The sequence below is a fragment of the Roseomonas rosulenta genome, from assembly GCF_016106005.1.
GTDB lineage: Bacteria > Pseudomonadota > Alphaproteobacteria > Acetobacterales > Acetobacteraceae > Neoroseomonas > Neoroseomonas rosulenta.
The window spans coordinates 1-12,611 of the sequence record NZ_JACADR010000125.1 but is presented as its reverse complement, the minus strand read 5'-3'; the positions used below and the strand labels follow the sequence as shown (position 1 = coordinate 12,611).

Here is a 12,611-nt window from a genome sequence, read left to right as displayed (position 1 = left end):
CCGTCGCGGCACTCGCCGCGCCGGCCGACGCCGTCGCCGCGCTCACGGCCGCCATCGCGCCGCATGGCAATGCCGCCTGGTCGCAGCGGCTGGCCCAGGCCATCGCGCATCGCCCCGCCGCCTGGGAGGCGCTGGCCGGCGCACCGGAGGGCCCGATCCACCCCGCCACGCTGTGCCACGCGCTGCGCCCCTTCATCACCGGGCCGGACAGCGTGCTGGTCGTCGATGGCGGCGAGATCGGGCAATGGGCGCAGGCGATGCTCTCGGCCCCCGCGCGCGTCATCAACGGCGTGGCGGGGGCGATCGGCGCGGCCATTCCCTTCGCGCTCGCCGCGCGCGTCGCGCGGCCGCAGGCGCGCATCCTCTGCGTGCTGGGCGATGGCACCTTCGGCTTCCACATGGCGGAATTCGACACCGCGCATCGCCATGGCCTGTCCTTCGTGGCCGTGGTGGGCAACGACGCGAAGTGGAATGCCGAGCACCAGATCCAGCTGCGCGAATACGGTGCGAACCGCGCGCATGGCTGCGAACTGGCGCCGGGCACGCGCTACGACCTGGTGGTGGCGGCGCTGGGCGGCCATGGCGAATTCGTCACGCGCGCGCAGGAGATCGCCCCCGCGGTCGAGCGCGCCGTCGCCTCCGGAAAGCCGGCCTGTGTGAACGTGGTGATCGAAGGCCAGCCGGCCCCGAGCATCCGCATGGCCTGATCTGGGGGGCAAGACGCGCATCGGGGGCGGCCATGGCCGAGCAGGTTTGCCTCGCGCCTGGCCGCCGCGAGTAGTGAATTTTGTAGTTTTCGCGATAAAAAATTCGGCCGGTCAGAGAACAAATGAACTAACATTACTTCAGAAAGACTTCGCCGCATTCCTGCCATATTACTTGTGCTGCCCGTCTGCTCGAGGCGTATTGGCAATTTTTGTTTGATCTTTGTGCCTTGCTGTGATCGGTAGCGGCCATGACGACCGCGAATGGTTCGTCGGCACCCCCCTGCCGGCGACATGTTGCGGCGCCCGCGCGCGTTACGCCGCGGGTCGCCCGTCCCTCCGGGAGCCGGCTGCGCCGGGTCTGGGCCACGGCCCATCGACGGCGACGGCGCCTGCTGTCGCCAGTCTTCGCCTCCGTGCTGGTCGGCGCCATGGCGCTGTCCAGCGCGGCCTGGGCGCAGCACGAGCCGCTCGAGGGCATCGCCCTCGCCGCGCCGGCAGTGCGCGACCAGTCGCCGCGCGGCGCCTGCCTCGATGCGGCGCGTGAGGCCGAACGCAGGCACGGCCTGCCGGAAGGCCTGCTGGTTGGCATCGCGCTCAATGAAAGCGGGCTGCACGCCCATGCGCTCAGCATCGGCGGCCGCGCCTACTACCCTGAATCGCGCGAGGAAGCGGTGAGACTTCTGCGTGCCTCCGGCGGGCGCGCCATGGCCGGCTGCGTGCAGGTCAATGCCGGCGTGCATGCGCGCGGCGGGCAGGACTGGCCGCTCGACCCCTGGCGCGCGACCGACTGGGCCGCGGGCTACCTGCGCCAGCACTACGAGACCTATGGCGACTGGGGCCTGGCGGTGGTGCGCTGGCATGGCGGGTCGCCACGGCAGATGACCCGCCTGGTCTGCCGTGTGCGCAGCAAGATCGACGTGGTCGCGCCCGACAGCGACCTGTTCAGCGAACGCTGCCGCGGGACCCAGGCGCAGATGGCGGCCTTCCGCCGTAACGGCGCCGCGCTGCTGGAACTGGCCGAGGCGGCTAACTGATCCCCATGCCGGCCGCGCGCGCCAGCACGCGGTCGGTGAAGGCGCCGGCGGAACCGAGATAGCCCGCCGGGTCGGTCATGCGCGCGATGGCGGCGGCATCGAGCCTGCCGGCCAGGCGCGCATCGGCCAGCAGCGCGTCGGTCAGGCTCACGCCGGTCTCGCGCACCGCGTCGCAGGCGTCGTTCACCACGTGATGCGCCTCCATCCGCCCGAGCACGGGGGCGAGGCCCATCATCACCGCCTCGCTCACGATCAACCCGCCTGTCGCATCGAGGTTGGCGCGCATGCGCGCGGCATCCACCACCAGCCCCTCGGCGATGAAGCGCGCCTGTGACAGCGCGCCATGCGCCAGCAGGAAGGCCTGCGGCAGCGCGATCAGTTCCGCCTGCCAGGGGCCGGTCCCGCGCTCGAGGTCCTGCGCCATCGCTGCCAGCATCTGCGGCACCAACGCATGCACGCCGCGCGACTGCGCGAGGACGTATTCGCAGGCGATGGGGTTGCGCTTCTGCGGCATGGTCGACGACCCGCCGCGGCCCTGCACATGCGGCTCGGACACCTCGCCATACTCGGTCTGCGACATTAGCATGACGTCGGTGGCCATCTTCGACAGGTTGCCGCAGAGGATGCCGAGCCAGCACGTCGCCTCGTTCAGCCCATCGCGAGCGACATGCCAGGGGATGTCGGCCTCTGCCAGGTCGAGCTGGGCCGCCAGTTCGCGCGACACCTCCAGACCCTGCGCGCCAAGCGAAGCCAGCGTGCCCGCGGCACCCCCGAACGACAGGCGCAGCGCGCGTTCGCGCACCCGCGGCAGGGCATCGAGCGAGGCCAGCAGCGGAGAGAGCCACACCGCGACCTTGTAGCCGAAGGTCACCGGCAGCGCATGCTGGAGATGCGTGCGCCCCGCCATCACTGTGTCGCGGTGCGCGGCGGCCATGCGCGCGAGTGCCGCGCAGGTCGCGCGCAGGTCGGCCTCGATCAACGCCAACCCATCGCGGAGCTGCAGCACCACGGCGGTGTCCATGATGTCCTGCGTGGTCGCGCCCCAATGCGTCCAGCGCCCGGCGTCCGGGCCGGCGAGCGCCGTAAGCTGCTTGACCAGTGCGACCACCGGATAGCCGGTGTTGCGCGTGGCGGCGGCCATGGCGGCGCGGTCGAGCCGCGACGCATCTGACGCGGCGGCGGTGATGGCGGCCGCGGCCTCGGCGGGAATGATCGACAGCCGCGCCTGCGCTCGCGCCAGCGCCGCCTCGACATCCAGCATGCGCTGGAGGAAGGCGTCCTCGCCCATCGCGGCGCGCATGGCGTCGGTGCCATAGAGCGCGCCGAGCACGGCGCCATCGGCGGGGTTCACGGGCATGGCGTCAGTACACCACCACCGACCGGATCGACTTCCCCTCATGCATCAGGTCGAAGGCGTGGTTGATCTGGTCGAGCGGCATGGTGTGGGTGATCAGGCTGTCGATCTCGATCTTCCCTTCCATGTACCAGTCCACGATCTTCGGCACGTCGGTGCGCCCGCGCGCGCCGCCGAAGGCGGTGCCGCGCCAGTTGCGCCCGGTCACGAGCTGGAAGGGGCGCGTGCTGATCTCCTGGCCCGAGGCCGCGACGCCGATGATGATGCTCTCGCCCCAGCCGCGATGCGTGCATTCCAGCGCCTGTCGCATCAGTTGCACGTTGCCCACGCATTCGAAGGAGAAATCGGCGCCGCCGCCCGTGAGGTCGATGATCGCCTGCACCACCTTGTCGCGGCCCACCACGTCGGGGTTCACGAAGTCTGTCATGCCGAACTTGCGCGCCATCGCCTCGCGTGCCGGGTTGATGTCCACGCCGATGATCTTGTCCGCACCGACCATGCGCGCGGCCTGCAGCACGTTCAGCCCGATACCCCCCAGGCCGAACACCGCGATATTCGCGCCGGGCCAGACCTTGGCCGTGTTGATCACCGCTCCGATGCCCGTGGTCACGCCGCAGCCGATGTAGCAGATCTTGTCGAAGGGCGCGTCCTGCCGGACCTTCGCCAACGCGATCTCGGGCAACACCGTGAAGTTCGCGAAGGTGCTGCAGCCCATGTAGTGGAACACGGTTCCCTGGTCGCAGGAGAAGCGCGAGGTCCCGTCGGGCATCACGCCCTTGCCCTGCGTGGCGCGGATCGCGGTGCACAGGTTGGACCGCCGCGACAGGCAGGTTTTGCACTGCCGGCATTCCGGCGTGTAGAGCGGGATCACGTGGTCGCCCGGCTTCAGCGTGGTGACGCCGGCGCCGACCTCGCGCACGATGCCCGCGCCCTCATGGCCGAGGATGGCGGGGAAGATCCCCTCCGGGTCCGCGCCCGACAGCGTGTAGGCATCGGTGTGGCACACGCCTGTCGCCATCACCTCCACCAGCACCTCGCCGGGCTTCGGCCCGCTGATCTCGATGGTCTCGATGGTGAGCGGCGCGCCTGCTTTCCAGGCGACGGCGGCGCGGGTCTTCATGGGGCGCGGGACTCCGTTGGTTCGGCGCGCAGGATGATCCGCCCGCGCGGGGGCGCGCAACCCGGCGCTCAGGTGAGTGCCCGCACCACCGCCAGCGACAACCAGGGAAAGGCGACACACAGCCCCAGCCGGATGAAGTCGGTCGCCAGATACGGCAGCACCCCGCGATAGATCGCCCCGATCGGCACGTCCCGCGCCAGGCCGCTCACCACGAAGACATTCAGCCCGATGGGCGGCGCCGTCAGCCCGATGCCGACCACCACCAGCACCAGGATGCCGAACCAGATCGCTGTCTCCTCCGTGGTCAGGCCGAAATCGAGCGCGGTGATGACCGGGAAGAAGACCGGCAGCGTCAGCAGCATCATCGCGAGCTCGTCCATCACCGCGCCCAGGATGATGTAGACGGCCAGGAAGGCGACCAGCACGCCATAGGGGGGGAAGCCCTGCTCGCTCACCCAGACCGCCAGCAGGTCCGGCGCCTGGGACAATGCCAGGAAGGCGTTGAACACCTCGGCGCCGAGCAGGATCGCGAAGATCATCGCCGTGGTCTCGGCTGTCGCCTTCAGCGCATCGAGGATATGCCGCGGTTTCAGGGTGCGCCGCGCCAGGCCCACCACCAGCGTCGCCCCGCAGCCCACCGCCGCGCTCTCGGTCGGCGTGAAGATACCGCCATAGATGCCGCCCACCACCACCAGCGCGATCAGCAGCACGGGAATGACGTTGAGCAGCGCCTCGCGCCGTTCCGCCGCGGGCACGCGCGGCCCCGCCGGGCACAGTTCCGGCCGGCGGCGTACCACGAACCAGACGGCCGCGATGTAGAAGGCCGTCGCCATCAGCCCCGGGATCAGCGCCGCCATGAACAGCCGCGCGATGTTCTGCTCCGTGCTGATGGCATAGACCACCAGGATGACCGAGGGCGGGATCAGGATGCCAAGCACGCCCCCCACCGCGATGGTGCCGGCGGCGAAGCCCGGAGCCGTGCCGTAGCGCCGCAGTTCCGGCAGCGCCGCGCGCCCCATGGTAGCGGTGGTCGCGACCGAGGACCCGCACACCGCCCCGAACCCGGCGCAGGCCGCGATCACGCCCATCGCCATGCCGCCACGCCGGTGCCCCACCAGCGCATTCGCCGCCACGAACAGGTCGCGCGCCAGCCCGCCGCGCTCGGCCAGCGCCCCCATCAGGATGAACAGTGGGATCACCGAGAGCGTGTAGTTCGCGAACAGGAAGAAGGGTGTGGTCTTGAGGTAGGCGAGCAGCCGCGTCGCATCGACGATGTGGACATATCCCGCGCAGCCCACCAGCAGCATCGCCAGCCCGATCGGGCAGCGCAGTGCGAGCAGCGCCAGCAGCGCGGCGAAGCCCAGCCCCGCGACGACGAATTCCTCCGCCATCAGCCGCGCCCCCGTGCCAGGCGCGCCGCCCAGTAGAGGCCCGCAAGCCCGGTCGCCGCGAAGCCCGCCGCGCCGAGGCCGATCGCCCACCAGATCGGCACCGCCAGCAACCCGATGGTCGTTGTGTGGGATGCCAGCGCCTCGGCCGCGCCCACCGCCATGCGCTCGGCCAGCACCAGCGCGACCGCGCCCCAGACCAGGTTCCAGAAGCTGTCGATCGCGTCGTTCACGCGCTGCGGCAGCCAGGTGGTGAAGCTGTCCACGAAGATGTTGGCGCGCATCAGCGTGCCCTGTGCCAGGAAGCCCAGCACCGCCAGCCCGCCACCGATCTGCACCAGCTCGACATCGCCCTTGATGGGCGCGCCGGCCACCCAGCGCAGCAGCACCGATGTGCTGACCATGAAGGCCACGCCCAGCAGCGCGAGGCCACCCGCCAGCGCGAAGCCTCTCGCAATGCGCGCGACCGGGCCGCGCGGCGCCTGAGCCTCGTTCACCGCCGCCGCGTCAGGACACGCCCTGCCCGAAGCGCGCGACCAGCGCGCGGGTTTCCTCGACCAGCGCGGCGCCGTCGATGTTGCGTTCGCGCATGGCGGCGATCCAGGCGGTCACCACCGGCGCGGTCGCGGCTTCCCAGCGTGCCTTCTCGGCCACCGTGATCTCGGTGATGGAGTTGCCGCGGCGGCGGACCATCTCCTCGACCACCGGGCCCTGCTCGTCCCACACCGTCGCCGCCATCTCGGCCGCCACCGCGCCGGAATTGGCGTCGAGCACGCGCCTGAGGTCGGGGGCCAGCCCCTCGTAGCGCGCCTTGTTCATCGCCAGGATGAAGGATGCCGAATAGAAGGTCGGCGTGCCCGGGATGCCGACATGGTTGCGCACCATCTCGTGGATGCGGATGGAGGGCACGACCTCCCACGGCACCACGGCGCCATCGATCACGCCCTGCGACAGCGCCTCGGGCACCTGAGGCACGGGCAGGCCGATCGCGGTCGCACCCAACGCCTTCAGCGCCTCGCCCGCCTGGCGGGTGGGGAAGCGCAGCTTGAGGCCGCGCATGTCCTCCATCGTCCTTACCTCGCGCCGGGCGTGGATCAGCCCGCCATCATGCGCCCATGCGGTGATGATCTGCGTCTCGGCGAAATCCGGGCGCATGTGGCGATCGAACAGCTCCCAGGTGACCTTCGCGTTCACGCTGGCGCGCTTGTGCGCGACGAAGGGCAGCTCGATCACCTCGATGCGCGGGAAGCGGCCGGGCGTGTTGCCGGGCAGGGTCCAGACGATGTCCGCCACGCCATCCTTCGCCTGGTCGTAGAGCTGCGGCGGCGCGCCGCCCAGCTGCATCGAGGGAAAGATCTGGATGCGCAGCCGGCCGTTCGATTCCTCCTGGATCTTGCGTGCCCAGGGCATCAGGAAGTGGCGGTGCACGTTGGACACCGCCGGCAGGAAGTGGTGCAGCCGCAGCGTCACCTCCTGCGCCGCGGCGCGGCGCGGCGTGAACAGCGCGGGCGCGGCGAGGGCGGCGCCGGTCAGCAGCAGGCGGCGGTGCAGCATCGGATCGTTTCCCCTGGGTGAAGCCTTGCCGGGATGACGCTCCCGGTTCGCCACGGTTTCAAGCGAAACCCACCGCGGCGCGCAAGGGCCTCGCTCGGGCGCGGCGGCGTGCCGAGGGCGATGGTCCGGCGCCGGTGCCATCCGCATCGGAGCCGCCGTCCCCCGGTCGGACTGCGCCGTGGCGTGGATGGGCCACGCCTGCGCTCCGCTGCCCGCTTCAGGCCAGCCGCGATGCGATCCGGTGCAGACCGCGCGCCGCCGCATCCGCTTCCGCGATGCGGTGCGGGATGCCGAAGGCGTCGAGTGCGGCGGCGTAGCGCGAGGTCAGCCGCTCCGCACCGATCAGGATGACGGGCGGTGCCACGCCTTCCTCGAGCGCGGCCGCGACCTCGTGCCCGATCAGCAGGCCCGACAGGAAGGAGGCCGCCTCCGCCTCGCTGATCTCGTCGAAAAGCGAGGCCGCGCGCAGGCCGAACAGGTGGTGCAGGAGGCCGCCGCCCTGCTTGGCGCGGGCCACGCCGCGCGCGAATCCGCCGGCGTGATGCGGCGCATCCGCATCCATCATCCGCGCGAGGATGGTGTGCCCGGACAGCGCCGCATAGGCCTCCCCGCTCAGATGCGTGGTGAAGCCGGTGACCGCGCCGCCGGCCAGGTTCGCCCATTTGGAATGGCTGCCCGGCAGGCAGATGGTCGCGGCCTCGGTGCCCAGCGCCGCGCCCCGCATCTGCGTCTCCTCGCCGCGCATCACCTCGGGCACGCCGTGGCGGTCGCGGCAGGACAGGCCGGGCACGATCCGCACGCGCGCCCCGTCGAAGGGGACGTCCACCACCGCGGCGGCCAGGGCATCGAGGCTGGCCGGGCAGGGCAGGTAGGGCGCCTCCACCCAGCCCAGGCGGCCGCCGGCCATGCCGCAGACCAGGACCGGCGGTGCGCCATCGGCGATCCAGTCGCCGACCGTGGCGCGCAGCGCATCGGGGAAGCCGCCGGGCTCGATGCTCAGGATGCCGCGTGGCGTCTCGCGCCGCGCCATGACCGTGCCATCCGGCGCCAGCCGGTAGGCGCGCAGGACCGTCGTACCCCAGTCGATTCCAATCATGCCCGTTCCTCAGCCCCTCCATGGCAATGCCCCAGGCGGGGGCGCCGGCGCAACAATCGCTTGCGCGGAGCACCCGCTGGAAGCCGCTTCGATCCGGCGGGGGACCGAAGGCGGCAGGAAGCCCAGGATCACGTCACGTCTGCTCGGCGGGGCACGACCGCGCGCGCATCGGCCCTGTCCCTGCTGGCGACCGCGCGGATCGCGGTCCCGGGCAACCACAACGGACGACGCTTCGAGACCGGTGTGAACCGCTTGGCGGTGGATGCGCCAGCGGACACCGCCATCATCATCGACCTGGGAGGCGATGCCCCGCGCGGGCCGCGGGAGGTGGCGCGCGTGCCGATCCGCGACTGGGCGCGGCGCATCGCCTTCCCGCGCGATGGACGTACGGGACCGCAACATCGCGGTGTTCCGCTTCGCGGATGGGCGGCTGCCCGATACCAGCACGCGCATCGCGGCGGATCGCGGCCCGGCGGCGATCCGTACGGCGGGTGCGGTCCCGGCCGCCGCGCCGGCTCCGGCGTGGCGCAACTGATGTCAGGCCGGGGGCGGCAGGTTGCGGCGTCCCCGGAAGGCATCGTCGTGGCGCGCGCTGCATGGGGACGCGCACGATCAGAGAACCCCCCGGGAAGCCTGATCCGGCCACCGCCGCCACGCGAGAGCGGTGGCCGCAGCACGCCTTGACCGCGGCCAGGCGGTGGCAGGGCGGGTTATTGGTCGTCAGCGCCGCGGCACTGCCAGGGTCGCCGCGAAGAAGCTTGCTGTGCGCGTTGCCGACAAGGCCGCGCCATCCGGCCAGAAGGTCACGGCGATCCGCACATCGGGACGGCCGGGAAGCGCCAGCTTCCGCCTTTCATCCATCCCGAGCGGTCTCAGGTCCCATGCGAAACCGGCACCGGCGTACTGCACGCGCCGCACAGTTGCGGTGCGGGAGAGGCGCGAGGTCAGGGCGGCGCACTCGGCCACCTGGTTTGCCGGATCCGCATCGCCGTGCTGCAGCAGGATCGATGATGCCGGCCCCGTGCCGGCGTCAATCAGGGCGGCATTCAGGCGGGCACAGCCTGGATAGAGGAGCGCCAATGCGGTGATGCGACTGCCATGGGCGGGGTCGGCGGCCAGAAGCGTCGCGGCCTTACCAGATGCCCCAAACCCGAGAAGGCCCAACGGCGCATGCGCAAAGCGCTCGTCCTGGGCGACGCGTGCGATGACCATCCGCAGGCGCTTGATCGACGCCTCAGCCTCGTCGAAGGGCTGACGCGACTCCACCCCGTCAAATGGGGTGTCCAGCAACTCCACATGCAGGACCGCGATGCCGGCCGCCATCAACTGGTCGCCATAGAGCCACCCGCGCGGATCGATCCCGGTCGCGTCATGCAGCACGACCACGAGGGGCGTCGGCACAGGCGGCGCCGCGTCGTTCGGCAACCAGAGCAGCCCCATTGCGTCGAGCCCCTCGGCTCCCTTCGCTGGAGCGACGTCGATCGCAAGCGACGTGATCCCGAGGATGGCGGCAAACATCGCCCGGGCGATCGTCCACCTGCCGCTTGTGCGGCATCGCCGCACCGCGCCGCCTTCGCTCAAGGCATGCCCTTCAGCGCGCCTCGCGACGCCTCGCGGTGGTCCGGGATGGCGGGCGGAAGGCCGCATGGCATCGCAACCGGCAGTCCCAGGGTCGCTGGCAGGTGGCGGATTCCTCGGGCGGGACCCGGCTTCGGTGGAACACGGGCGTGGCGCTGCGACACGATTGCTGAAGACCGCGCATGGCCGAGCCTCCTCGACGTCCTTGGCGCAAGCGGCGCCCCAACGGCGAGAACGCACGATCTGTTCCACGACGATCCGGCGCCTCCGATCGCGATCTCAGGGCGCCTGCCGCCACGGCACGAGCGCGAGCAGGATCAATCCGGCCAACCCGACCAGCGCGGCCATTCCCACCGGGATCCGGTGGCCGCCCAGCGCCTCGATGGCGAAGCCGGCGGCGAGCGGCGCGGCCAGCACCGCGAAGGCCCGGCCCGTGTAGAGCAGCCCGATCACCGTGCCGGCCGCCTGGCGTCCGAACTGGTCCGTGGTGAAGGCGGGCAGAAGCGCGATGAAGCCGCCATAGCTGGCCCCGAACAGGATGGCGAAGGCGATCAGCGCCGCGGGCGTGGAGGCCATCGCCCAGAGCGTCGTTGCCGCGACAAGCGCCGTCGCGCAGGCAAGGAAGGTGAAGCGCCGCCCCGCGACATCCGCCAGGGTCCCTATCGCGAAGCGGCCCGTGATCGAGGCGATCCCGATCATCGAGAGCAGGCCCAGCGCATCCGCCCTGCTCAGCCCGAGGTCCTTCGCCGAGGTGACCAGGTGCGAGAAGGGCAGGACGACCGTGACCGAGATCAGGAGCACGCCGAGGTAGAGCGCCACGAAGCCGCCCTGGGCGACGGCCCCCGCCCCGGCCGCCGCGGTCAGCCTCTGCGCGCCGATTTCGCGGGCGGAGGCCTGGAGCCCGGTCGCGCCGCGCTGTTGCGGCATGCCGGGCATCAGCATGGCTCCCACCAGCCCGACGACGCCGGCACCGATGCTCGAGGCCGCGAAGGCGAAGCGCCAGTCGCCGAAGCCGGTCAGCAGGTCTGCCATGGGCAACACCATCGCGGTGCCGACGCCCGAGCCGGCCGCCGCGATGCCCGAGGCGAGGCCGCGGCCGACCGTGAAGCTGCGTTGCACCGCGGCGATGGCCGGGACATACGCGAAGCCTGTGCCGAGGCCGATGACCACGCCATAGCAGATCACCACCTCCGTCATGCTGCGCGCCGCCGATGCTCCGGTCAGGCCGAGTGCCACCGCGGCCATGCCCATGATGGCGAGCGGTCTTGGCCCGACACGGTCCGCCAGCGGCCCGCTGTAGCCGCTCACCGCGAAGCAGCAGGCGCCCGAGAGCGCGAAGACCAGGGCGGTGGAGGCGCGCGAGCTGCCGAAGGCGCCGACCAGGTCGTCGGCGAAGGCCGCGTAGGAGTAGATCGCGCCGAACCCGACCAGGTTGAGCAGGAAGGCGCCGGCCAGGACGGGCCAGCCCTGGGCAAATTCCCGCCACTTCGCACCGCGCGCGGTGGCTGCGACCGCCGCCGGAAGCACGGCATGGCGGTCTATGGCGTCCAGGCGAAGACTCATAAGCCGCGTTGCCGCAGGGCGGAGGCGAGGAAGGCTGCCACCTCGCCGGCGCTGAGGGCGGTCAGCGCGGGCCAGGGATGGATTCGGACGCGACCTGCGTCGCCGGGAGCCGGGTAGAGCCAGGGCGACAGCGGTTCTGCCGAGGGGAAGTCCCAGGCGTAGGTCGCCCCGCGGAACGCCACGCGGCGAACCGGCAGGCTACCGGCCAGGCGCTGCGCGAGCGTGGCGCAATCGGCCTCGGCATTGGCCGGGTCCTCGGCGCCGTGCAGCAGCAGCAGGCCGCCGCGCGGCGTGGTGCGCGCCGCCGGCAGATCACGCAGCAGCCCGCCACAGCCGGGGTAGAGAAGCGCGCGGGCGCCAAAGGAAACCTGCGCCTCGGCCGTGAGCATCGCAGCCCGCGCGCCGCCGCCGAAGCCGAGCAGCCCGATGCGCGCCGGATCGACCTTTGGATGGGCCCTGAGTGCCGCGACGCCGCGGCGCACCGTCTCGACCTCCGGTTCGTCGGGTTCCGGGGCGATCTCCAGCACCATCAACCCTGCGGCGGCGAGTTGCTCGACATAGGGCAGGCTGCGCAGGTCGGGCCCGAGCGTGTCGTGCACCAGCAGCACCGCCGCCGCGGGGCGCGGGTCGGCCGCCATCGGCGGCAGGGTCATCAGGCCGACGCGCCCGTTGGCATCCTCGATCGAGATCGGCATGCCGAGTTCCTCGACGGAGAGGCGGGCGGCGGCGGGGCTCGCCGCCAGAGCCAGGAGCGCGACCAGGGCGACGCACAGTATCCCAGCCGCGGCGCCGCGGCGCGCCGAACGTCTCCCGGTGGCGTCGGGCCAGCCGAGGCGTGGATCAGAAGGCCGCAGCCAAGGCGGGCGCGGAGGCACCTTCGGACGGGAGGCAGACCAGGCGCTCATCCGCCGGCAACGCGACCGTCGCAGCGCTGCGCTCGCATTCGAGCGCCGTTGCGAAATGCCGCTGCGACAGGGCCTGTCCTGCGACCGATGGCGGGTGGGGCGTCAGGGTGAGAAGCACAAGCGTCCAGACGAGCATGATGCTGTCCTCCCTTGGGGTCGAAGTCCGTTCTGGCCGGAGCCCGCCAGCGGTGAGCGCCGGTCGCCCGAGGCGCGCGCCGCGGTGCCGGGCAGTTCGTGGCCGGGAATCGCGCGCCGCCCTCCGGCGCGCAGTCCGTCGCGCGCCGGACGGCCGCCCGTCCAGGCGTCTGGCCG

Annotated in this window: 13 protein-coding genes; 3 read left to right on the top strand and 10 right to left on the bottom strand. The window is 71.7% G+C overall.

All coding sequences use genetic code 11. The annotated features are described in order from the left end of the window. Both HW578_RS15275 and HW578_RS15270 read left to right on the top strand, forming a co-directional pair. Nucleotides 1–707, top strand: a 707-nt coding sequence (locus HW578_RS15275) for a thiamine pyrophosphate-dependent enzyme (protein ID WP_232478991.1), incomplete at its 5' end; no start/stop codon positions are given. A gap of 428 nt (nucleotides 708–1,135) precedes the next feature. Continuing rightward, nucleotides 1,136–1,741: a transglycosylase SLT domain-containing protein gene (locus HW578_RS15270; RefSeq protein WP_198371409.1), complete on the top strand. Its 606-nt coding sequence runs from the start codon at nucleotides 1,136–1,138 to the stop codon at nucleotides 1,739–1,741. Here HW578_RS15270 and HW578_RS15265 read toward each other — a convergent pair. The 6 genes from HW578_RS15265 to HW578_RS15240 form a co-directional block, all read right to left on the bottom strand. After that, complete coding sequence (locus HW578_RS15265; protein WP_198371408.1) at nucleotides 1,734–3,098, bottom strand: class-II fumarase/aspartase family protein; 1,365 nt, start codon at nucleotides 3,096–3,098, stop codon at nucleotides 1,734–1,736. The genes HW578_RS15270 and HW578_RS15265 overlap by 8 nt on opposite strands. Before the next feature lie 4 nt (nucleotides 3,099–3,102). Further along, nucleotides 3,103–4,215 carry an S-(hydroxymethyl)glutathione dehydrogenase/class III alcohol dehydrogenase gene (locus tag HW578_RS15260; RefSeq protein WP_198371407.1) on the bottom strand — a complete coding sequence of 371 codons (1,113 nt, stop codon included), beginning with the start codon at nucleotides 4,213–4,215 and terminating at the stop codon, nucleotides 3,103–3,105. A gap of 68 nt (nucleotides 4,216–4,283) precedes the next feature. Continuing rightward, a complete protein-coding gene (locus tag HW578_RS15255; RefSeq protein WP_198371406.1) occupies nucleotides 4,284–5,606 on the bottom strand; it encodes a TRAP transporter large permease in 1,323 nt (440 codons plus the stop codon). Next, complete coding sequence (locus HW578_RS15250) at nucleotides 5,606–6,100, bottom strand: TRAP transporter small permease (RefSeq protein ID WP_369407902.1); 495 nt, start codon at nucleotides 6,098–6,100, stop codon at nucleotides 5,606–5,608. The genes HW578_RS15255 and HW578_RS15250 overlap by 1 nt, the downstream gene beginning before the upstream one ends. A 10-nt stretch (nucleotides 6,101–6,110) precedes the next feature. Next, complete coding sequence (locus HW578_RS15245; RefSeq protein ID WP_198371405.1) at nucleotides 6,111–7,157, bottom strand: TRAP transporter substrate-binding protein; 1,047 nt, start codon at nucleotides 7,155–7,157, stop codon at nucleotides 6,111–6,113. A 217-nt stretch (nucleotides 7,158–7,374) separates the two neighbouring features. Next, nucleotides 7,375–8,253 carry a 2-dehydro-3-deoxygalactonokinase gene (locus tag HW578_RS15240; protein WP_198371404.1) on the bottom strand — a complete coding sequence of 293 codons (879 nt, stop codon included), beginning with the start codon at nucleotides 8,251–8,253 and terminating at the stop codon, nucleotides 7,375–7,377. A gap of 379 nt (nucleotides 8,254–8,632) precedes the next feature. Here HW578_RS15240 and HW578_RS15235 point away from each other — a divergent pair, with 379 nt between their 5' ends. Further along, nucleotides 8,633–8,788 carry a hypothetical protein gene (locus tag HW578_RS15235; RefSeq protein ID WP_198371403.1) on the top strand — a complete coding sequence of 52 codons (156 nt, stop codon included), beginning with the start codon at nucleotides 8,633–8,635 and terminating at the stop codon, nucleotides 8,786–8,788. A gap of 185 nt (nucleotides 8,789–8,973) precedes the next feature. On the opposite strand, the gene HW578_RS15230 is transcribed toward HW578_RS15235, so the two are convergent. From HW578_RS15230 to HW578_RS15215, 4 genes are all read right to left on the bottom strand, one after another. Further along, nucleotides 8,974–9,771 carry a dienelactone hydrolase family protein gene (locus HW578_RS15230; RefSeq protein ID WP_198371402.1) on the bottom strand — a complete coding sequence of 266 codons (798 nt, stop codon included), beginning with the start codon at nucleotides 9,769–9,771 and terminating at the stop codon, nucleotides 8,974–8,976. Nucleotides 9,772–10,110: 339 nt separating this feature from the next. Further along, on the bottom strand, nucleotides 10,111–11,394 hold the full coding sequence (locus tag HW578_RS15225) for an MFS transporter (protein WP_198371401.1): 1,284 nt from the start codon (nucleotides 11,392–11,394) through the stop codon (nucleotides 10,111–10,113). Beyond that, on the bottom strand, nucleotides 11,391–12,089 hold the full coding sequence (locus HW578_RS15220; RefSeq protein WP_198371400.1) for a dienelactone hydrolase family protein: 699 nt from the start codon (nucleotides 12,087–12,089) through the stop codon (nucleotides 11,391–11,393). Before HW578_RS15220 ends, HW578_RS15225 begins: the two co-directional genes overlap by 4 nt. A 145-nt stretch (nucleotides 12,090–12,234) precedes the next feature. Then, entirely contained in the window at nucleotides 12,235–12,435 is a 201-nt protein-coding gene (locus HW578_RS15215) for a hypothetical protein (protein WP_198371399.1), read from the bottom strand. Nucleotides 12,436–12,611: the final 176 nt, after the last annotated feature.